This window comes from Brevundimonas sp. AJA228-03 (assembly GCF_017795885.1).
GTDB lineage: Bacteria > Pseudomonadota > Alphaproteobacteria > Caulobacterales > Caulobacteraceae > Brevundimonas.
Genome location: NZ_CP059297.1, coordinates 2,149,341 through 2,169,550, shown reverse-complemented (window position 1 = coordinate 2,169,550; position 20,210 = coordinate 2,149,341). Strand labels below are relative to the sequence as shown.

General features: G+C 67.1%; 20 protein-coding genes, 1 tRNA gene and 2 pseudogenes. 16 read left to right on the top strand and 7 right to left on the bottom strand.

Annotated features, from left to right (window positions below; all coding sequences use genetic code 11):
• Window positions 1-9: 9 nt before the first annotated feature.
• The gene (locus tag HZ989_RS10850) at window positions 10-1,656 is read left to right on the top strand and encodes an NAD(P)/FAD-dependent oxidoreductase (protein WP_209320844.1); all 1,647 of its coding nucleotides are present in this window, start codon (window positions 10-12) and stop codon (window positions 1,654-1,656) included.
• Here HZ989_RS10850 and HZ989_RS10845 read toward each other — a convergent pair.
• Window positions 1,598-1,975, bottom strand: a complete 378-nt coding sequence (locus HZ989_RS10845; RefSeq protein ID WP_209320843.1) for a response regulator — start codon at window positions 1,973-1,975, stop codon at window positions 1,598-1,600. The genes HZ989_RS10850 and HZ989_RS10845 overlap by 59 nt on opposite strands.
• Before the next feature lie 157 nt (window positions 1,976-2,132).
• Between HZ989_RS10845 and HZ989_RS10840 the strand changes: the two genes are divergently transcribed.
• Both HZ989_RS10840 and HZ989_RS10835 read left to right on the top strand, forming a co-directional pair.
• Window positions 2,133-3,647, top strand: coding sequence for a carboxylesterase/lipase family protein (locus HZ989_RS10840; protein ID WP_209320842.1), 1,515 nt, complete (start codon window positions 2,133-2,135; stop codon window positions 3,645-3,647).
• A gap of 73 nt (window positions 3,648-3,720) precedes the next feature.
• Window positions 3,721-4,158, top strand: coding sequence for a hypothetical protein (locus HZ989_RS10835; RefSeq protein WP_209320841.1), 438 nt, complete (start codon window positions 3,721-3,723; stop codon window positions 4,156-4,158).
• Window positions 4,159-4,161: 3 nt separating this feature from the next.
• Here the strand turns inward: HZ989_RS10835 and cobS are convergent, their stop codons facing one another.
• From cobS to HZ989_RS10820, 3 genes are all read right to left on the bottom strand, one after another.
• Window positions 4,162-5,175 (bottom strand): cobaltochelatase subunit CobS, encoded by a 1,014-nt coding sequence (gene cobS / locus HZ989_RS10830; protein WP_209320840.1) that lies wholly within the window; start codon window positions 5,173-5,175, stop codon window positions 4,162-4,164.
• A gap of 60 nt (window positions 5,176-5,235) precedes the next feature.
• Window positions 5,236-5,661, bottom strand: coding sequence for an organic hydroperoxide resistance protein (locus HZ989_RS10825; protein WP_209320839.1), 426 nt, complete (start codon window positions 5,659-5,661; stop codon window positions 5,236-5,238).
• Between the two features lie 193 nt (window positions 5,662-5,854).
• Window positions 5,855-6,523: a J domain-containing protein gene (locus HZ989_RS10820; RefSeq protein WP_209320838.1), complete on the bottom strand. Its 669-nt coding sequence runs from the start codon at window positions 6,521-6,523 to the stop codon at window positions 5,855-5,857.
• A gap of 45 nt (window positions 6,524-6,568) precedes the next feature.
• Between HZ989_RS10820 and HZ989_RS10815 the strand changes: the two genes are divergently transcribed.
• The 3 genes from HZ989_RS10815 to HZ989_RS10805 all read left to right on the top strand — a co-directional run bounded on the left by HZ989_RS10815 (window position 6,569) and on the right by HZ989_RS10805 (window position 10,567).
• Window positions 6,569-6,868 (top strand): BolA family transcriptional regulator, encoded by a 300-nt coding sequence (locus tag HZ989_RS10815; protein ID WP_209323105.1) that lies wholly within the window; start codon window positions 6,569-6,571, stop codon window positions 6,866-6,868.
• 82 nt (window positions 6,869-6,950) lie between these two features.
• Window positions 6,951-8,768, top strand: coding sequence for an ATP-binding protein (locus HZ989_RS10810; RefSeq protein WP_209320837.1), 1,818 nt, complete (start codon window positions 6,951-6,953; stop codon window positions 8,766-8,768).
• 107 nt (window positions 8,769-8,875) lie between these two features.
• Window positions 8,876-10,567, top strand: a complete 1,692-nt coding sequence (locus HZ989_RS10805) for a cisplatin damage response ATP-dependent DNA ligase (RefSeq protein WP_209320836.1) — start codon at window positions 8,876-8,878, stop codon at window positions 10,565-10,567.
• On the opposite strand, the gene HZ989_RS10800 is transcribed toward HZ989_RS10805, so the two are convergent.
• Entirely contained in the window at window positions 10,564-11,190 is a 627-nt protein-coding gene (locus tag HZ989_RS10800) for a hypothetical protein (protein WP_245162342.1), read from the bottom strand. The two genes, HZ989_RS10805 and HZ989_RS10800, sit on opposite strands and share 4 nt — an antisense overlap.
• Window positions 11,191-11,415: 225 nt before the next feature.
• On the opposite strand from HZ989_RS10800, the gene HZ989_RS10795 reads away from it, so the two are divergent.
• From HZ989_RS10795 to HZ989_RS10775, 5 genes and pseudogenes are all read left to right on the top strand, one after another.
• Entirely contained in the window at window positions 11,416-12,429 is a 1,014-nt protein-coding gene (locus tag HZ989_RS10795) for a low specificity L-threonine aldolase (RefSeq protein ID WP_209320834.1), read from the top strand.
• A gap of 124 nt (window positions 12,430-12,553) precedes the next feature.
• A complete protein-coding gene (locus HZ989_RS10790; RefSeq protein WP_209320833.1) occupies window positions 12,554-14,044 on the top strand; it encodes a hypothetical protein in 1,491 nt (496 codons plus the stop codon).
• Between the two features lie 291 nt (window positions 14,045-14,335).
• Window positions 14,336-14,827, top strand: a complete 492-nt coding sequence (gene msrB, locus HZ989_RS10785; protein ID WP_209320832.1) for a peptide-methionine (R)-S-oxide reductase MsrB — start codon at window positions 14,336-14,338, stop codon at window positions 14,825-14,827.
• 57 nt (window positions 14,828-14,884) lie between these two features.
• Complete coding sequence (locus HZ989_RS10780; RefSeq protein ID WP_209320831.1) at window positions 14,885-15,463, top strand: hypothetical protein; 579 nt, start codon at window positions 14,885-14,887, stop codon at window positions 15,461-15,463.
• A 254-nt stretch (window positions 15,464-15,717) separates the two neighbouring features.
• Window positions 15,718-15,935, top strand: a pseudogene (locus HZ989_RS10775) (DDE-type integrase/transposase/recombinase); the annotation flags it as partial.
• Between the two features lie 538 nt (window positions 15,936-16,473).
• On the opposite strand, the pseudogene HZ989_RS10770 reads toward HZ989_RS10775, so the two are convergent.
• Window positions 16,474-16,590 (bottom strand): annotated as a pseudogene (locus tag HZ989_RS10770) (IS3 family transposase); the annotation flags it as partial.
• An 80-nt stretch (window positions 16,591-16,670) separates the two neighbouring features.
• Window positions 16,671-16,745, bottom strand: a tRNA-Thr gene (locus HZ989_RS10765).
• Window positions 16,746-16,840: 95 nt separating this feature from the next.
• Between HZ989_RS10765 and HZ989_RS10760 the strand changes: the two genes are divergently transcribed.
• The 5 genes from HZ989_RS10760 to HZ989_RS10740 all read left to right on the top strand — a co-directional run bounded on the left by HZ989_RS10760 (window position 16,841) and on the right by HZ989_RS10740 (window position 20,139).
• The gene (locus tag HZ989_RS10760; RefSeq protein ID WP_209320829.1) at window positions 16,841-17,011 is read left to right on the top strand and encodes a hypothetical protein; all 171 of its coding nucleotides are present in this window, start codon (window positions 16,841-16,843) and stop codon (window positions 17,009-17,011) included.
• A 103-nt stretch (window positions 17,012-17,114) separates the two neighbouring features.
• On the top strand, window positions 17,115-18,419 hold the full coding sequence (gene murA / locus HZ989_RS10755; protein ID WP_209320828.1) for a UDP-N-acetylglucosamine 1-carboxyvinyltransferase: 1,305 nt from the start codon (window positions 17,115-17,117) through the stop codon (window positions 18,417-18,419).
• Window positions 18,409-18,891, top strand: a complete 483-nt coding sequence (locus tag HZ989_RS10750) for a DUF2948 family protein (protein ID WP_209320827.1) — start codon at window positions 18,409-18,411, stop codon at window positions 18,889-18,891. The genes murA and HZ989_RS10750 overlap by 11 nt, the downstream gene beginning before the upstream one ends.
• Window positions 18,888-19,352 carry a UPF0262 family protein gene (locus tag HZ989_RS10745; RefSeq protein ID WP_209320826.1) on the top strand — a complete coding sequence of 155 codons (465 nt, stop codon included), beginning with the start codon at window positions 18,888-18,890 and terminating at the stop codon, window positions 19,350-19,352. The genes HZ989_RS10750 and HZ989_RS10745 overlap by 4 nt, the downstream gene beginning before the upstream one ends.
• A gap of 157 nt (window positions 19,353-19,509) precedes the next feature.
• Entirely contained in the window at window positions 19,510-20,139 is a 630-nt protein-coding gene (locus HZ989_RS10740; protein ID WP_209320825.1) for a M23 family metallopeptidase, read from the top strand.
• Window positions 20,140-20,210 lie beyond the last annotated feature (71 nt).

The window sequence follows — 20,210 nt, the reverse complement described above, 5'->3', positions numbered from 1 at the left end:
GAGGCCGATATGAGCGAACGCGACGTCGATGTCGTCATCCTGGGCGGTGGGCACAACGGTCTGGTCTGCGCCTTCTATCTGGCCCGGGCCGGGTTGAAGGTCACGGTGCTGGAGCGCCGGAGCATGGTCGGCGGCGCTGCGGTGACCGAGGAATTCCATCCCGGATTTCGTAACTCGACGGCGAGCTACACCGTCAGTCTGCTGAATCCCCAGATCGCCGCCGACATGGATCTGGCGCGTCATGGTCTGCACATCGTCGACCGGCGGATGTCGAACTTCCTGCCCCTGGAAGACGGGCGGCATCTGGCGGCGGGGCCAGGCCGGACCCAGGCCGAGGTGGCAAAGTTCTCCAACCGGGATGCGGAGCGTTTGCCGGCCTATGAGGCGCGGCTGGAGCGGGTGGCCGAGGTGCTGCGCGCGCTGGTTCTGGAGACGCCACCGAACCTGCCGGACGGCGGCTGGCGGGAGGCTCTGCCCGAAATGATGAAGGCGGGCCGTGTGGCGCGTCGGCTGGGGGGGCTGGACGTTACGGCCAGACGAGACGTCCTCGACCTGTTCACCAAATCGGCGGGTGACTGGCTGGACGGCTGGTTCGAGAGCGATCCGGTCAAGGCCCTGTTCGGGTTCGACAGCGTGGTCGGACACTATGCCAGCCCCTATACGCCCGGCTCGGCCTATGTGCTGCTGCATCACGTTTTCGGTGAGGTGAACGGGGTAAAGGGCGCGTGGGGTCATGCGATCGGAGGCATGGGGGCCATCACCCAGGCCATGGCCGCGGCCTGTATCGAACAGGGGGTCGACATCCGGCTCGACGCCCCGGTGGCGAAGGTGCTGACGGTGCATGGCAGGGCAGTCGGCGCGGTGACCGAGGGCGGACAGATCGTAAGGGCGCGCGCGGTCGTGTCGAACCTGCATCCGCGTCTGCTGTTCGATCGCCTGGTCGATCCGGCGATCGTGCCGGCCGATTTTCGGGACCGGATGGCGGGCTACCGTTCCGGCTCGGGCACGTTCCGGATGAATGTCGCGCTGTCAGAGCTGCCACGATTTTCCGCTCGTCCCGAGCCCGGCGATCACCACACGGCCGGGATCATCCTGGCACCCGGCCTCGACTATATGGACCGGGCGCATGCCCAGGCCCGGCTGGACGGCTGGTCGGCCCGACCGATCATCGAGATGCTGATCCCCTCGACGCTGGACGCCACCCTGGCACCGCGAGGGTCGCACGTCGCCAGCCTGTTCTGCCAGCACGTGGCTCCGCAGCTTTCCGACGGTCGGTCGTGGGACGATCACCGCGAAACCGTCGCCGACCTGATGATCGATACGGTCGACGAATGGGCCCCGGGATTCAAGGCCTCGGTCCTGGGGCGGATGGCCCTGACGCCTCTGGACCTGGAACGGCGCTTCGGTCTGGTGGGCGGAGACATCTTCCACGGACGGCTGACGCTGGACCAGCTGTTCAGCGCCCGCCCGGTCCTCGGCCATGCCGATCACCGCATGCCGGTGCCGGGATTGTATCTGTGCGGCTCCGGAGCCCATCCGGGCGGCGGGGTGACGGGGGCACCGGGCCACAATGCGGCGCGCGAAATCCTGAAGGACTTCAAACGGCGGCGATACCCAGGGCCTGGAACAGGGCGTCGCGCACGGCATCTTCGGTGAAGGGTTTCTGGATGGTCGGATGTCCACGCCAGTCTTCCGGCAGGCCACCCTCGCCATAGCCGGTGGAGAAGACGAACGGGACGCCCATCGCTTTCAAGGCCTCGGCGACCGGGAAAACCTCACGACCGGCGACATTCACATCCAGAAGGGCACCGTCCAGACGGTTGTCGTTCCGCAGGACCTCGAGGGCGGTGTCGATGTCGTCGACGGGCCCGACCGGGGCGAATCCCATGTCTTCCAGCATCGTCTCCAGCAGCATGGCGACCAGCGCCTCGTCCTCGACCACCAGAATGCGGCGACCGCGCACGGCATCAGACATCAAGCTACCTCGATCAGCGGAAGACCAGTCCGCGACAGATCCGGCCCGTGTCTAGCGTGACAAGCCCGGGGTTGCCACATCGTCGTGGACCCCGGCATCGCGGCACCCGCAACCATCGCCGGATTGTCGGCGCGCCCAACCTTGCTAGGATCACCTCATGATCCTTGAAAGCCTGATGGCGGCCCTCATGACCACCGGTCCGGCAAATCTCTCCGACCCCGAGATCGTCGTCGCCCAGGGTCGCGCCCAGGGCCGTGCGGAAACGGGCGTTATCTCTTTCCAGAACCTGCCCTATGCGGCGCCGCCCGTGGGTCCGCTTCGCTGGCGTCCGCCGGAGAAGCCCGCGCCATGGTCCGACATCCGGGACGCGACCCGGCCAGGCCCCATCTGTATCCAGCCGCCTGCCAACGGCGATCCGGGCGTCGGGCCGCTGCCCATGAGCGAGGACTGCCTGACGCTGAACGTCTGGACGCCACAGGGCATGACGGCACCCCTGCCGGTCATGGTCTGGATCCACGGCGGTGGGTACAACAACGGGTCGGGCACGGCGGCGCTCTACAGCGGCACGAACCTGGCGCGCCGGGGCGTGGTGGTGGTGACGATCAACTATCGGCTGGGACGGCTCGGCTTTTTCGATCATCCCGCTCTGGCCGCCGAGCGTCGGCCCGACGAACCCGCGGGAAACTATGGCGTCATGGACCAGATCGCCGCCCTGGAGTGGGTGCGCGACAATATCGCCCGGTTCGGCGGTGACCCCGGCAATGTGACGATCTTTGGCGAGTCAGCGGGCGGGGTCGCGGTGACGCAGCTGATGGTCGCGCCCGCGGCCCGGGGTCTGTTCCACAAGGCGATCGTACAGTCCGGCCTTGGGCGCCAGAGATCGGCGCTGCTGGACGAGGATCGCCCCGGACACCCGTCGGCGCAGAGCCTCGGCGTCGCCTTTGCCCGATCCGTGCAACTGGCCGGGGCCACAGCCGATGAGCTGCGCGCCCTACCGGCCGAAAGCCTGCTGTCGCCGACCCCCGCCTTGTACACCGACAATCTGATCGTCGACGGGCGTGTCGTGTCCGAGGATGTCGTCGAGGCCTTCGCGGGCGGACGACAGGCCCCTGTGCCCATGATTCTCGGCACCAACAGTGCGGAGTTCTGGTGGATCCGCCCGTCCGACGCGGGTGCCTATGGACGTGCGGACGATCTCATGACCGACGAGGAATACAGCGCCCTGGTCGCGGCCTATGGCGGGCAGGGCGGCTATGACACCTCGGTCGTCAGCGACCTCATCTTCAACGAACCGGCCCGTCATCTGGCGCGCCTGCATGCCGGTGCGGGACATCCCGCGTGGCTGTACCGTTTCGACGTCGTGCCCGAGTCCAATCCCGAACCCAGCGGGGGGGCGACGCATGCGTCCGAGCGGCCCTATGTGTTCGATAACCTCGACACCGTCGGTCGGCCGCTGGGAGAGCGTGACGCGCGCGCGGCCACGGCCATGGCGGACTACTGGACCGGATTTGCCGCGCGATCGGATCCCAACGGACCGGGCAGGGTCGACTGGCCAGGCGTCGCCGGCGACCGGTTGCTGGAGTTCACCAACGACGGACCGGTCGCCAGAGCCGTGCCGCACGGCGAGAGGCTGGACCTGATCCAGCAGTTCTACGCCCGAATTCGGCCCTGACGGGCCCGACCCTGCGGCGCTGATCGCCGGGCCCTTGCTTGGCGCAAGGGTCGAGGCGGGCTAGATCCAGCGCATGACCCAGACCTCCCTTCGCCGCCTGATCGACCTGCCCGGTGTCGCCGACCTCGAGGCCATGGCCCTGATGAAGCCCGGCCACGCCGACCCGGCGCGCCGCGACGAGTTCCCCGAGGTGGATCAGGTCCTGACGGCGGTGTTCGGCCTGACCGCCGGGGCGGCCGAGGACGCCGTCCGCCCAGACGACTGGGACGGCATCGAACGTTTGTCGCCGCTGGATCAGGTCGAGGCCTTCGCGGCCGAGGGCTGGGACGTCACCGACGCGAAGAGGAAGCCGCTGCGGATGCTGGCGGTCTTCGCCGAACCCCTGGCCCTGGCCATGCGCGGCGCCGCCGGATCACTGCCCGACGCGCCGTTCGTGCCGGAACCGAAGGAGGAGCGGGATGCCTGGGGAGCCGGACTGGCCGCGGAGGCGGTGCGGTTCCGGAAGCGGTAGGGCCTAACCCACCTTCACCCGCGTCGCCGCCTCGGGGAGGTCCTCGCCGAACGCGCGCTGGTAGAACTCCGCGATGGTCGGCCGTTCCAGTTCGTCGCACTTGTTGAGGAAGGTCAGGCGGAAGGCGAGGCCGACGTCGCCGCCGAAGATGGTGGCGTTCTGGGCCCAGGTGATGACGGTGCGGGGGGACATGACGGTGGAGATGTCGCCGTTCATGAAGGCGTTCCGCGTCATGTCGGCGACGCGGACCATGGCGGCGATAGCCCGCCTGCCGTCGGCGGTGGCCCATTCGGGGGCCTTGGCGGCGACGATCTCGGCCTCCACGTCGTGGTCGAGGTAGTTCAGGGTGGTGACGATGTTCCAGCGGTCCATCTGGCCCTGATTGATCTGCTGGGTGCCGTGATACAGGCCACTGGTGTCACCCAGACCGATGGTGTTGGTGGTGGCGAACAGGCGGAACCACTTGTTGGGGCGGATGACGCGGTTCTGGTCCAGCAAGGTCAGGCGACCCTGCGCCTCCAGCACGCGCTGGATGACGAACATCACGTCGGGGCGGCCGGCGTCGTATTCGTCGAACACCAGGGCAATCGGGCGCTGGATGGCCCAGGGCAGCATGCCTTCGCGGAACTCGGTGATCTGCTTGCCGTCCTTCAGGACGATGGCGTCCTTGCCGACCAGATCGATGCGGCTGACGTGGCTGTCGAGGTTCACGCGGACCAGGGGCCAGTTCAGGCGGGCGGCGACCTGTTCGATGTGGGTCGACTTGCCGGTGCCGTGATAGCCCTGGACCATCACCCGGCGGTCGTGAGCGAAGCCGGCGCAGATGGCCAGGGTCGTCTGGGGATCGAAGCGATAGGCGGGGTCCGTCTCCGGGACATGGCCGTCGACGGTGTCGAACATCGGCACGGTCATGTCGGCATCGATGCCGAAGGCCTCGCGCACGCTCACCTGCCGGTGGGGCTCGAAGGTCAGCAGGGGATCGGGGGTCGCGTCGGGCGGAGAGTCGGAAAGGGCCATAGGCCCCGTGTAGAGGGGCCGCGCGCGCGGCTCAACACGCGCGCGGTCTCTCTGCTGTGGTTATTCCGCGCTGAGGGCGACGTCGACGTTGCCGCGGGTTGCGTTGGAATAGGGGCAGACCTGATGCGCCTTCTGGATCAGGTCGTCGATGACCGCCTTGTCGAGGCCGTGATCGGTGACCTTCAGATCAACCGAGATGTTATAGCCTTCGCCATGGTCGTTCTTGCCGAATCCGATGCCGGCATGGACCCTGGTGTCCGGGCCGACCGGCGTGCCCGCATGACCGCTGACCAGACGCAGGGCTCCCATGTAACAGGCGGCGTAGCCGGTCGCGAAAAGCTGCTCGGGGTTGGTGCCGGGGCCGTCGTCGCCGCCCATCGCCTTCGGGACAGACAGGGCGACGTCGATCTTGCCGTCGTCGGTATGCGAGCGACCATTGCGGCCGCCACCGGAAGCGGTGGCGTGGGCTTTGTAGAGGACGTCCATCAGAAGGCTCCGTTTCGACAGGGGGAGCTGTGCAGATAGGGGGCCACGCGACGAGCGCTAGAGCCTGATCGGCCGAGGTGGAATCGCTTCGCGATTCCGTCGATGCCGTGAATCAGGCTCCGGATATGAGCGAGAGCATGATTCACGCTTTCGGCTGGACCCACGACGTGGGTCCACCTCAAACGATCATGCTCTAGGCGATGCCGGCCTTCTTGAGGATCTTGTAGGCCTTGATGACCCGCACCAGCTTGGCCTCGGCCCCGCGGTCGCCCTGGTTGTGATCGGGGTGACAACGCTTCAGCAGGTTGTGATAGGCGGTCTTGATCTTGTCCTTCGACGACCCGGGTTCCAGGTCGAGGTCCGCGAAGGCTCCGCGTTCGATCTTGCCGACCCGGCGGTCCTCGGTCGGGTGCTGGGCCGCCTGATCGCCCTTCCTGCCAAACAGGCCATAGCTGTCGCGCCAGGAGCCGGCGCCCGTGGAGTTGGCCGTACCCATCCTCGCAGCGAAGGCGGCGGCCTCTCTGGAGTTCTTGCCGGCCTTCATCTCCCAGGTCGGGCGACCGCCCGTCATGGCCTCGTTTTCCTTGGCCGCGCGGATCTGGGCCTCGTTCATACCGGCGTAGAAATTCCAGCTCTTGTTGTACTCGCCCGCGTGCGGCTGGCAGAAATCGTAGAAGTCGTTCAGCCGCTCGCGCGATTTTGGCGCACGCGCCGTCGCGGCCCTGGTGCAGTCGGGCCAGTTGCAGGGCTTCTCGCCGGGCTTCAGACGCAGGACATCGGCTTCCGCCTCGGCCTCACCGGCCTTGGGCGGTTTGATCCGCATGTCCTTGAAGCGGGGCTTGTAGTCGAATGACGCTGGCATCGGTCACAGTGTAGGGTCGAATTGGTCACCAACAAGGAACCGAATATGTCTGAAGGCCCGATCGCGAGGATTATCCGCAGAAAACTGACGGACGCGCTCGCACCGACACGCCTTGAGATCGAGGACGACAGCGCGCGACACGCCGGCCATCATCATGAGGGGGGTATGGACGCGAGGCCCGGCGGCGAAAGCCATTTCAACCTGACCGTCGTCTCCACTGCCTTTGCCGGGCTGGGTCGGGTGCAACGCCAGCGCATGGTCAACGGCCTGCTGGCCCAGGAAATGGCCGGTCCCGTGCACGCGCTTTCGATCCGCGCCCTCACGCCTGATGAAGCCGGAGGTTGAACGATAAACCTGCGTTCACCTCGTCTTAGAACGTTCGCCCTAGTGTCAATCGCGAGACTGCTCACGGGATATCGGGAAGCGCATGGTTGGCTCCGAGGACATTGGCAAAAGCCTCGAGGGCGCACGCACCGGTGCCAGTGAAGCCGCCCAGGCGCTGACAGCGATCCTGCAAACCCAGTATCTGCGCTATCTCATCATCGCCAGTTGGGCGGTCGGCCTGTTTGGCACCGTCGGTGCGGTCCCTGCCATCATATGGTTTGCAGTGACGGTGGCGGCGGGTTCTGTCCGGGGGGCCTTCGAGCGCCGCATGGCGGGCCGGGTCGATGCCGGATGGGGTCTGATGTTTCCGGCCGTGGCGACCGTCACCACCGCAGCCTGGGCCTCGGCGCCCCTGCTGGCCTGGTTTTCGGACACGAGCTTTGGTCAAGCCCTGGCCGTGGCGCTGTTGATCAGCGGCTATGTGCTGGTGTTCTCGCAACTGCGGAGTTCGCCCAAGCAGGCCATCGTGATCTCGTCGCCCTATTCGGTGGTCGCGGTGATCATTCTTTGCAGTCTCTGGGGTGACCCGCAGTTTGTCCCGTTCCTCAGCATCATGCCGTTCACGGCCGCAGGCCTGTCTGTTCTGGTCACCATGACGATGCTGCGCGACGAGCGGATCAAGGCGTTCCAGGAACATCAGGCCCATCTGATCGAGGAGCTTCAGAGCGCGCGCGACAAGGCCGATGCCGCCAACCAGGCCAAGTCCAACTTCCTGGGCGTCATCTCGCATGAGTTGCGCACACCGATGAACGGCGTGCTCGGGGCGGCACAGGTGCTGTCTTCGACCCGGCTTGAGCCGACGCAGCGCGAGTATCTGTCGATCATCCGCAACTCCGGCGACAACCTGCTGCACCTGCTGAATGACATTCTCGACATGACCAAGATCGAGGCGGGAAAGATGACCTTCGAGGTTGTCGACGTGTCGATCGAGGACCTGCACCGGCGTGTGACCGGACCATTCGAAGCCCAGGCGGAAGCGAAGGGCCTGCAGTTCATTTCCACCTTTGATGGCGAGGTGCCGTCTGTCGTGAAGGGCGACCCGTTGCGGGTCTGTCAGGTGATCCAGAACCTCCTGTCGAACGCCGTGAAGTTCACCGAGGCGGGCACGATCCACTATCACGTCGTGGCCCGCAGGATCGCCGACAGGCGCGTCGCCTTCGACTTCTCCGTCACCGACAGCGGCACCGGAATTGCGCCCGAGGACCTGCAGCGCCTGTTCCAGCCCTTCACCCAGGTGGATGCGTCCTCCACCCGGCGTTTCGGGGGAACCGGGCTGGGCCTGACGATCGCCCGACGGATGGCCAACATCATGGGCGGGGACATTCGTGTCGAGTCGACCCTCGGCCAGGGATCCACCTTCGTCCTGTCGGTCGAGGCCGACGTCGTGGAATGGCAACCCATGCAGGAGGCCGAGGCCATCGACGCCGAGGTGGGCGAGGGCGACAGCCTGTCGGTCCTCGTGGTCGAGGATCACCCGGTCAACCGCATGATTCTGGAAGCCTGGCTCGGTTCGGCTGGACACACGACGGTGTCGGCGGAGGACGGCCAGATCGCCGTGGACGTCGCTGCAAGCCAGGTCTTTGATCTGATCATCATGGATGTGAACATGCCCGTCATGGATGGCCTCAGCGCGACCCGCCTGATCCGGTCCGCTGGCATGAACGCTGAAACACCGATCGCCGTTCTGTCCGCCTCGGCCCGGCATGAGGACCATGAGGCGGGTCTGGGCGCCGGCGCCGACGCCTATCTGAACAAGCCGATCGATTTCGCAGCCCTGGCCCAGCTGATGCAGAAGGTCAGGGGCGGTCGAGCCGCCATACAGGGCGGGGCGGAAAGCGTTCAGGCGGCGGTCGCCGCCTGAACCGGGCCAGACGCGTACCGTTCAGACACAGCACAAGGCCTGAACCCCGAAGGGAGACTTCCGGGGCGTTTTCGCGTTTGGAAGGGCCTGTGCGTAGATGAGGCTTCATGCGCGCCTTCGCCGAACTGCTGGATCGCCTGTCGCTGACGGGATCACGGAATGCCAAGCTGGTGCTCCTGCGGGATTATCTGCGCGTCACGCCCGATCCCGACCGGGGATGGGCGCTCGCAGCCCTGACCGGGGAGCTCAGTTTCGACGCGGCCAAGCCGGCGATGATCCGCCGCGCGGTCGAGGCAAGGGTCGATCCGGTGCTGTTCCGCTGGTCCTACGACTATGTCGGCGACCTGGCCGAAACGGTGGCCCTGATCTGGCCCGGCAATCCTGAACACCGCCCCAACCGCGAGCCCGGGTTGGGCGAGATCGTGGACGCCCTGTCCTATGCCAGGCGTGGCGAGGTTCAAGGCCTGATCGAGGGGTGGCTGGACGCCCTGGCCCCAAAGGGACGATGGGCGCTGCTGAAGCTGGTGACGGGGGCATTGCGGGTCGGGCTGTCGGCACGACTGGCGAAGACGGCAACGGCCATGGTGCGGCCGGCCATGGTGTCGGACGCTCCAGATCCTGCGGGCGATGAGGCGGTCGTCGCGCTGGAGCCCGTCGATGTGTCCGAGATCGAGGAGGTGTGGCACGGGCTGGTGCCGCCCTATGCCGACCTGTTCGCCTGGCTGGAGGGGAGGGCGGAGCGACCCAGTCCCGATGCGCCTGGCCGGTTTCGCCCGGTCATGCTGGCGGTCGCGATCGACGAGGTGGTCGATTTTGCGAGGCTTTCCCCTTCCGACTACGCCGCCGAATGGAAATGGGATGGCATCCGTGTCCAGGCCGTTCGGGAGCAGGGGGTGATGAAGCTGTACTCCCGGACCGGCGACGAGATTTCAGGAAGTTTCGGCGACGTCACGGCGGGCCTCAGCTTTGAGGGCGCGATCGACGGCGAACTGCTCGTCTGGCGCGACGGGCAGGTCGCGCCGTTCGGGGACCTGCAGCAGCGGCTGAACCGGAAGACGGTCGATGCCAGGACCATGGCGGCCTATCCTGCGGCCATCGTTGCCTATGACGCCCTGGCGCTGGATGGCGAGGACCTGCGGTCGCGTCCCTTGCGAGAGCGACGCGCGCGGCTGGAAGCCATGGTGGCGGCGCACACCGGCGACCGGCTGCATCTGTCGGCCGTCGTCGATTACGACAGCTGGGAGGCATTGGGCCTCTTGCGCGCCGATCCGCCGGTCGGGGCGGCGGCCGAGGGTCTGATGCTGAAGCACTGGGACAGCCCCTATGTCGCGGGGCGCCCCAAAGGGCCCTGGTTCAAGTGGAAGCGCGATCCGCACGCGATCGACTGCGTCCTGATGTACGCCCAGCGCGGGCACGGAAAACGCTCCAGCTTCTATTCCGACTTCACCTTCGGCGTCTGGACGCCTGAGGGCGCGCTGACCCCCGTGGGCAAGGCCTATTTCGGGTTTACCGACGAAGAACTGAAGCAGCTGGACAAGTTCGTGCGCGACCACACGATCGACCGCTTCGGGCCGGTGCGCTCGGTGCGGGCCGAGCACGATTTCGGGCTGGTGCTGGAGATCGCATTCGAAGGTCTGAACCGGTCGCCCCGCCACAAGTCGGGCGTCGCCATGCGCTTTCCCCGGATCGGGCGGATCCGTTGGGACAAGCCGGCGCGCGAGGCCGCGACAATCGCAGAGGTCATGGATCTGCTCGATGCCATCGAGGGCGGTGGCGGGCGTCTGGCGAAAGCGGGCTAGCCGGCCTTGCGCCGCGTGCGCCAGGCGCGGTCAACGTCGTCGGACACGCCGCAAAGCTGCAGGAAGGTGACGACGGCCACCGATGCGGGTGCGGTCATGCCCGGCATCAGGGCGTGTCCGGCGGGAGCTGGAGCGGTCGCCTCGATCATCAGGGGCAGGATGGTCCATCGGGCCGGGAAGGGCTGGACGTCGATGTTCGGTTCGGCGCGCAGATGCGGGCAGTGCTGAAGCGACAGGTCCGAGCAGCGGCGGTGCAGCGGCGCGATCGCCCCCGCATCGATCAGGACCTGCGCGTCGGCGATGCGCGGCGGCAGGTCGGCCCCTCGGCCCGAGGCCCGCAGGCGACCGGCCGGGATGCGGCGCGCGACCTGTGTCACGCGGTCGTCGGGACCGGTCGGCTCCCCGCACATGGGGCACAGCATCCGGGAGACCGTCAGACGCTGACGGAGCAGGTGGTTCCTGGAGTATTCCGGGCGTCCGTAGCCGGCATGCTCCACCTGCGTCAGGGCCAGACGCCCGCCGACAGAGGCACAGGGCCGGACGCCCTGGATCGGTTCCGCGGTCCAGCTGGTGACCCAGGGCACATCGACACCGACGGTCAGGGTGGACTTCTTCAAAGGCACGCACTCCGCTGCGGTCGACCAGCTTGAGGCCCCACGCGGTCCCCGTCGAGGGGCGGATTTCTCATCCGACGGGTTCCAATCCCCGCCCGGGACAAGGGTCTGTCCGATCCAGCGCCGGTCCCCGGAGCGGCCGAGGGTCAGCAGGGTTTGCGCGCGGGCTCGAATCCGCTCAGCGCCGGGTTCGACAGCGGTCGCGACTGCGACCGGAACGAGGCCTGACTGGCGATGCGCTACGATTTCGGTTCCGACAATACGGCAGGGATGGCACCGGCCGCGCTGCGCGGCCTGGTCGAGGCCAACGCGGACTACGCACGGGCCTACGGGGCCGACGACATCACGGCGCGCGCCGCCGACCAGATTCGAAGCCGTCTGGACGCGGATGCCGAGATTCGCTTTGTCTTTTCGGGTACGGCCGCCAATGCCATCGCCCTGTCGATGCTGGCCTATCCGCACGAGGCGGTTCTGGCCCATCACGCCGCCCACGTCTGCACCGACGAGACGGGTGCACCGGGCTTCTTCGGGCAGGGTGTCGGCCTGATCGGCCTGCCCGGCCTGTCGGGCAAGATCAGCGCGCGCGCTCTTGAAGCCGCCCTCGACGAGCCCGAGGTCGGCCACCGCCAACCGCCGGCGGTTCTCAGCCTGACCCAATCCACCGAATACGGCACCGTCTATACCGAGGAAGAACTGCGGCACCTGATCGAGCCGGTGAAGGAGCGCGGTTACGGGGTCCATCTGGACGGCGCGCGGTTGGCCAATGCGGCGGCGGCCGGGTTCGACCTGACCCGGATCGCGCGGCTGGGCGTCGACGTCCTGGTGTTCGGGGGCGCCAAGGCCGGGGGGCTGTGCACCGAGGCGATCGTGATGTTCGACAAGTCCCTGGCGCGCCGGATCGACAATCGGTTGAAGCAGGCCGGGCAGATGGCGTCCAAGGGCCGGTTCCTGGCCGCGCCCTTGCTTGGACTGCTGGAGAGCCATGCCTGGGAGGACGGTGCCGCCCACGCCAATCTGATGGCCCGGAGGCTGGCGGCCGGTATTGCGTCACGCACTGCCTTCACCCTGGCGCACCCGGTCGAGGCCAATGCCGTGTTCGTCCGCATGCCTGCGACGGCCCATGCGGCCCTCAACGCGGCGGGGTGGGCCTGTTACCGCTTCGACGACGGTTCGGTTCGTTTCGTATGCTCCTGGGCGACGACCGAAGGGGCGGTGGACGAGGTGCTGGAGGCGATCGCGTGTCTTTAGTCGGCACCCGGCCGTTCGCCCGCGACGCGAACTGTCACGCCTTCGCCGTAGTGGCTTGGCAAGGTCGCGTCATATCGGCTTTAACCCGTCACCGAACCAACGATTTCTGGCCTGGAGTTCGCCCATGATCCGTTTCCTGACCGCCGTTGCGGCGGCCGCCGTCGCCTTGAGCGCCAGTGCCGCATCTGCACAGGACTTCCGGGCCCTTGCCCGGACCGACCTGCAGGCGGCACACGACGCCCTTCGCGACAACCACCCGGCGGCCGTCATTCCCGGCGCGGCAGGCGACAGCTTCCGGGGCTGGATCGAGGCGGGCCTGGCGGATGCCAATGGCCGTCTGGGTCAGGTGAACTCCGGTGACAGCCACGCCTATCTGATGCGGTACTATGCGGCCGGCTTCCGGGATTCCAACATCGCCATCACGCCATCCTACGAAAGCCTGGGGCCGTACTTCGGCATCTCCTGGCCGGGGATCACGACCGGCTGGCGGAACGGCCGCTACGAGGTCACCTACGTCAAGGCCGGCGTCCGCAACGCGCCGCGGGTGGGCGATATCGTCGTCAGCTGCAACCTTGTGCCGATCGAGGAATATGCGCGTGGCAAGCTCGACAAGTGGGAAGGCAATCTGGACACGGAGGCCGGGCGCGTGACATCGGCGCCGTATCTGCTGTGGAACCGGAACAATCCGTTTGCCGCAGGCGTCCCGTCGACCTGTGAGTTCAAGCGTGGCGATCGCGGTCGTCCTCGCGCGACCGATCTCCGTCCCGTCCCGCTGGCGGCCGGGGACCTGGAGGCGGCCTACCGCGCGACCGTCTACATGCCGACGGCGACGCCGCTGGGCATCGAAACCGTCAATGGGCGGCCGTGGGTCAATGTGCACTCCTTCGCCGATAGCGCGGGGTGGGATGCCTTCAACGCCCAGGTCGAGGGACAGGCTGCGGCCCTGCGGGGACCGCAAGGCTTCGTGCTGGACCTGCGTGCCGCGTCCGGCGCTTCGGCCTATACCTCGACCGCGCGCGGCTATGGCCTGGCCAACCGCATCTGGACGCCCGAGTTCACCGTCAGCCGCCAGCCCGCGGCCGGGGCCATCACCTATCGCGCCACGCCGGGCAACCGGACCTGGTATGCCGAGACCCTGGGGCGCATGCAGGCGGATCCGCGCTTCGTGCAGGAAGCCACGCCGGTGATCGAACAGACCCAGGCGATCGTCGCGGCCTTCGATGCCGCAATCGCTGCGGGACAACAGACCTTCACCCTGCAGGGCCGGGCCGCCGTGGCCGATACAGGGGCCGCCAATCCGGTTCAGGGGCCTGTCGTCGTCCTCGTCGATGCCGGTTGCTCGGGTGGGTGCCTGGACACGCTGGACCTGCTGTCCAAGCTGCCGAACGTCCGCATCGCGGGCTCGACGACGGCGACCGACACCATCTTCATCGAGCCGACCGTCGCGCGCCTGCCGTCGAACTATTCCGATCTGAGCTATGGTCACAAGGCCTGGACCAGCCGCGCGCGCCCAAACAACACGCCGTTCACCCCGGCGCAGGGCCTGGCCTATGTCGGCAACCCGGCCGACGAGGCGGCCGTCCGGGCCTGGGTCGCGACCCTGTTCGGAAGCTGAGGCGATCACCACCCTCCCCGTCACGGGGAGGGTGGACGCGCGCTGAGCGGATAGAAAATTCAGGTAAATCAAGGCACTAAAGGATTTTTCTGACCTTTTCTAGCCGGCATAGGTCCGAGTCGGATGGACTCCGAAAAACCGGGTCCATCGCGTGCAAAGCTCTGATTTCAAAGACCTTTAATTGCACTTCGTTGCACACCTGGAGTCCAGCGAACCCGGGGGGCAGGGGGCGTCGATTCCGGCGAGGGGCATGGGGTTGGAAGCCCATGCCGGCGTGCCTATCTCGGACCCATGACAGACACCGCAGACACCCGTCCCCTTCGGTCCGCCGCCGGCTTTGACCTGACCCCGCCCAGCGAAAGCCAGCGCGTGGCGCTGGAAGCCGATCTGAACGCGGAGGAGAAGCGGGTCCTCCTCAGCCACGGCACCGAGGCCCCGTTCTGCGGCGTTCTGCTGGGTGAAAAACGGCCCGGCGTCTTCTGCTGTCGCGAATGCGGCCTGCCGCTGTTCAAGGCGACGACCAAGTTCGAGAGCGGCACCGGCTGGCCCAGCTTCACCCAACCGGTGGACGAGGCACACGTCACTGCCATCGTCGACCGGTCGTACGGCATGACGCGGACCGAGACGACCTGCGCCCGGTGCGGCAGCCATCAGGGACACGTCTTTCCCGACGGACCACCCCCCACCGGCCTGCGGTACTGTATCAACTCGGTCGCCCTTCAGTTCGTGGAAGAGGGCCGCCCCTTGCCCGATCCGCTGGGGCGCGGCGACGGGATCGCATGATCTTCACCGTTCCGCCGCATTCCGGGTTAGGATGACGCGTGTCGTGGAGTTGATGGCATGCTGATCCTGCTCGTTCTGACCAGCCTCGCGATCGCGTCGGATCCGGATGGCGTGGTGTCCACGGCACCGCCAGGGGCCGATTCGGTGGTGGTGGGTGCAGTCGCGCCGACGACGGACGCCCGCCCGGATGCGTCCCGGATCACCCCGACGACCCAGTCCCTGACGACGGCCGAGCAGATCGACCGCTGGATCGCGGCCCGTCCAGCTCCGGACGCGCCCTTCGCCTCCGATCGAGAGCCTGTGGATGACCGCAAGATGCACGGCTTCGTGAGCGGCGCGGTCGGGACCGGTGACTTCCGTGCAGTCTCTGTCGGCGTGTCCCTGCCCATCGGCGAGAGTGGTCGTCTGGACCTGAGCTTCTCCCAGACCCGGAACGGGTACGGCGGCTATGGGTACGGCTACGGCTACGGATACGCCGGTCTTGCCTACGACGGGTTCGGATACCGCGATTACCGGCCCACGGATTTCAACGGGCATCGCCCGATGGCTTATGACCCCTTTTTCGAAGAGCGGGTGAGGGTGGCGGGAAGCGACACCGAGCGACGAGACCCGCAATCGGACCGCCGCACGCCCTGACCCCGCACGATCATGAAAAAGGCCCGGTATATCGACGGGGCCCTGATCGTTCAGATGGTGTCACCTGCCTCCGAGTTTTCATCCAGACTCCGTTGACTGGGAACAGGTCGGCATCGGCGCGATTTCCGCCGGCTGACCTGCCCCCTTCCTAATCCCCCGGTTTGAGTGAGAGTCCGTCAACCTCAAGGAGACGGACATGATGAAGAGCAGGTTCCCCGAGGCGCAGATCATGGGCGTGCCGCGCGAACAGGAAGCTGGCAATGCGCCGGCGGCGGGGTCGCAAGCGGGCGACCGGGATGCGCATCGTGGACGACTTCACGCGCGAGGCCTTGGCGGTGGTGGTCGACACCTCGATCCGCGGCCGGCGCATGGCGCGCGAGCTGAATGCGCGATCGCACGGCGCGGCAAGCCGGCGCTGATCGTCAGCGACAACGGCACGGAGATGACGTCGAGAGCCATGCTGGAATGGGCCGCCGCCGGGCGATGACCGCCCGGGCTTCTCGCGCCGGAGACCGTGCGGCTGAACCACGCGGCCGGTCGGCTGCGCGACGTGAATAGCTGCGCCGCCCGGCCGCTCCCACCGGAGCCCAAGATCAGCTATGAAGCCTGCGGACTCCCATTCTGACCGCGGGACCACAGGGAAGGCAGGTCAGGTTCAGCCGCCGCCCTTGCCGCTCTTGGCGATCTGTCCGCCCGCGTCGATGATTGGAGGCTGGTCTTTGGTCGACGGTCTGGTGCGCGGAGGCGAGGCGACCGCGGCGTCGCCGCCTTCTCCCGGAAACGCGGTGCTACCGGGCTGGGACATCAGCGAGACCGGCTTACTGGGCGTTGCAGTGTTGTTGTCCGCAGGCTTGGCAGGCGGGTTGCACGCCGCCACCATCAGAAGGGTGAGACTAGCGATCACAGTCCGCATAGGTGTGCGGTCCCTTGTCTTCTGCCGACTCCAAAACAGGATCGCTATGTCATCGCACAGGGATATCAACGGCCGATGTTGGTGCTGTCAAGCTACCGGCCGCAGACCGCTGGCTCTCGGAGCGACTGCGCCAGGCGTAGTAGCCGCTCGCCGTCAGGCCCGGGACCGCGCACATAACGCGGACTGGCCAGACCTGACGATGCCCATCGCAGAATTCGCCACTTGTTCAGGTCTGAACCAGTGGGGAGTGAGATGCGGGCGGACTCCGTAGAGCCCGCCACGCTTACCTTCAGATGGTGCCGCCGGGGGGAATCGAACCCACGACCTCAGCCTTACCAAGGATGCGCTCTACCACTGAGCTACGGCGGCGGAATCTGAGGAAGCGGCCGTATAGCCACTGGATGGGCAGGGGGGAAGCCCTCTTTCCGCTTGCCCGGCAAGTTTTCCCGGTGCTGACTGTTTCAATGACCAAGCCGTCCGATACGACGCCTGCCGCAGCGGGCCCCGATCCTTCTCCCTCCACCAGAACGCCGGAGCAGGTCGCAAAGAGCGAGCGGGCCAACCGGCTGGCCAAGGCCCTGCGCGATAATCTGCGGCGACGGAAGACGGCCCGGCCAGACCGCAAGGACAGCTGAACACTTTTCACGACAGCGACCGTCCGCTCTTTCGTCAGAGGCCCGGGCCGGGCTAGATAGCCGGCTCGCCGGGACGCTGGATCCTTGCGGTCTCAAGGACGACATGGACAGCATCACGGTTCACGGGGGCAGCACCCTCCACGGTTCGATTCCCGTCAGCGGGGCCAAGAACTCGGCCATCAAGCTGATGGCGGCGTCGATCCTGACCGACCAGCCGTTGCTGCTGACCAATATGCCGCGCCTGGCCGACACGAAGTTCCTTGGCCGCCTGTTGCAGCAGTTCGGCGTCTCGGTCACCGAACGGGACGGCGACGACGGGCAGGAAACCCTGTTCGATGCGCGCGAGATCACCTCGACCTTTGCGCCCTACGATCTGGTGCGCCAGATGCGGGCCAGCTTCAACGTCCTCGGGCCGCTGCTGGCCCGGACCGGTCACGCCCGGGTTTCGCTGCCGGGCGGCTGCACCATCGGGGCGCGTCCGGTCGATCTGCACATCGACGCCCTGACCCGCCTCGGGGCCTCCATCCATCTGGAGGAGGGTTATGTGTCGGCCGTGGCGCCGGACGGCCTCCGGGGGGCGGAGATCGAGTTTCCCTTCGTGTCGGTCGGGGCGACCGAGCATACGCTGATGGCCGCAACCCTGGCGCAGGGGACGACCGTCCTGAAACGCGCCGCGCGCGAGCCCGAGATCGGCGATCTGGCCCGGTGCCTCGTCATGATGGGGGCCAGGATCGAGGGCATCGATACCGACACCCTGGTGATCGAGGGCGTGACGTCGCTGACCGGCGGTAGCTGGTCCGTGATCCCCGACCGGATCGAAATGGGGTCCTACGTCTGTGCCGCCGCCATGGCGGGGGGCGAGGTGCGTCTGACCCGGGGGCGGGCCGGGCTGATCCAGAGCCTGACGGACCGTCTGGTCGAGTCCGGGGTTGAGATCACCCCGACCGGCGATGGCGTCATCGTCAAACGGGATCCGGCTGTCCGGCTGAGGGCCGTCGACGTCGCGACCGAGGTCTATCCCGGTTTCGCGACCGATCTGCAGGCCCAGTTCATGGCACTGATGACCACAGCCGAGGGGGTCAGCGTCATCCACGAGAACATCTTCGAGAACCGGTTCATGCATGCGCCGGAGCTGATGCGGCTGGGGGCCGAGATTTCGGTTCACGCCGGCGAGGCCCGCGTGACCGGGGTCGAGCGACTGAAGGGCGCGCCCGTGATGGCGACCGATCTGCGGGCCTCGGTCAGCCTGGTCATCGCCGGCCTGGTCGCCGAGGGTGAAACCAGCATCGGACGCGTCTATCATCTGGATCGCGGTTTCGAGCGGCTCGAGGAAAAGCTCGGGGCGTGCGGGGCCGACATCCGGCGGGTCAAGGGCCCGCCCGTCGAAGGACCGGGTGATGACCACTGAACCCCTGACGGCCGAGGAGGGTGAGGCCATCCGGGCCGCCGGCGGGAACAATGCGCCGCTGCGCCTGCTGGCCGAGGACGATCAGGATCTGGCCATCATTTCGGCCGCGCTGCAGGATTCCATCCTGCGCCCCGCCGACATCGTCTGGGAAAAGAGCGCGCGTCGTCTGACGATCGAGCTCAGCCGCTTCTGCTGGGAATGCGGCGGCACCCGGGTGCGGGCGGCGATGCAGTTCGGCGACGTCCAGGCGGTGAAGAGCCGGGGCCTGCCACGGCTGCCCGACGCGCCGCTGGAGTTGCTGGCCATCCATTTCATCGAGGGCGAGGCCCCGAGCGGCAAGGTCATCCTGATGTTCGCCGGCGGGGGCGATCTGAGGGTCGATGTCGAATGCCTGGACGCGGTGGTCGCCGATCTGTCCGAGCGCTGGCAGGCCAGTGTCACGCCCACCCATCTGGACGGAAGCGCCGAATGACCGAACAGCGCCTGGCCTCCGTCGATCTGGACGAGGCGACCCTGCCGTCTGCGACGGCCGAGATCGAACACGAGCGCCGGGTGGCGATCTTCGACCTGGTGGAGAAGAACGTCTTTTCGCCGGAGGGGGCCGATGCGGGGCCCTATGGGCTGAAGCTGTCGCTTCAGGACAACCGGCTGGTGTTCGACATCGCCGGTATCGATTTCGCCCGGACCTATGCCCTGTCCCTGACGCCGCTGAAGAGCGTGCTGAAGGATTATCTGATGATCTGCGACAGCTATTACGAAGCCCTGCGCGGCTCGTCGGCCAGCCAGATCGAGGCCGTCGACATGGGGCGGCGCGGTCTGCACAACGAAGGGGCCGAGCTGCTGAAGGCGCGGCTCGACGGCAAGATCGCCATCGATCACGAGACGGCGCGCAGGCTTTTCACCCTCGTCTGCGCCCTCTATCGCCGGGGCTAGATCGAGGTTCGAGGTGCGGCGTCCTGCCACGTCCAGTGCCCCAAAGTCGCCCCATGATGTCTTAGAAAGACGGCTCGTCGGCATTGGTCGCCTGTTTGGGCTGTGACCGGTCGCTGCCCCTCCGCTTTTGACAAGCGCCGCCCGAGCCGAAGAATTTATGCGCCAGCTGCCGACCGCCGTCCGATCCCTGTTGACCCACTCCGGCCAGACGGTCGCCCTGATGGGCGTCGCCGTCCTGGCCATGGCCATGGCACCGGCGGCGGTGCCGTCCCTGACGGCGGTCGAGGTCCCGGAAGCCGTCCCTGTGGTGGCTGTCGCGGCACCCGCCGGTCCGGTCATGCGCGAGATGACATTTGACGAGCCCGTGCCGGGCTTCGCCATCAACTCCCGCTTCGGAATGCGGCGGCTGGGCGGCGAACGGGGTGTCCGAATGCACAAGGGAGTCGATATCGCGGCCCCGACCGGCACCACGGTCTTTGCCGCAGCCGAGGGTGAGGTCATTCGCATCGGCCATGATCCGGCGGGGTATGGCAACTTCATCGAGATGCGCCACCCCAACGGCATGACGACGCTCTATGGCCACCTGAGCCGGATCGACGTCGCATCGGGCGACCGGATCGGCGCGCGCGAGCGGATCGGCCTTGTCGGCTCCACGGGCTATTCCACGGGGCCCCATCTCCATTTCGAGGTCCGCAGGGCCGGGGCCCAGGTCAATCCGGCCCGTGTGATGGGTCAGGTGTTCGAGGTCGCCGTGGAAATGCCGCCGCACGGTTCCCCCGCACCCTGATCTTTACGTCGAATCCGGTTTGAGGTGGCAAGCGCCTTTGCTACCCCTTGGTCTGGTCAGGCTCGGGGGTG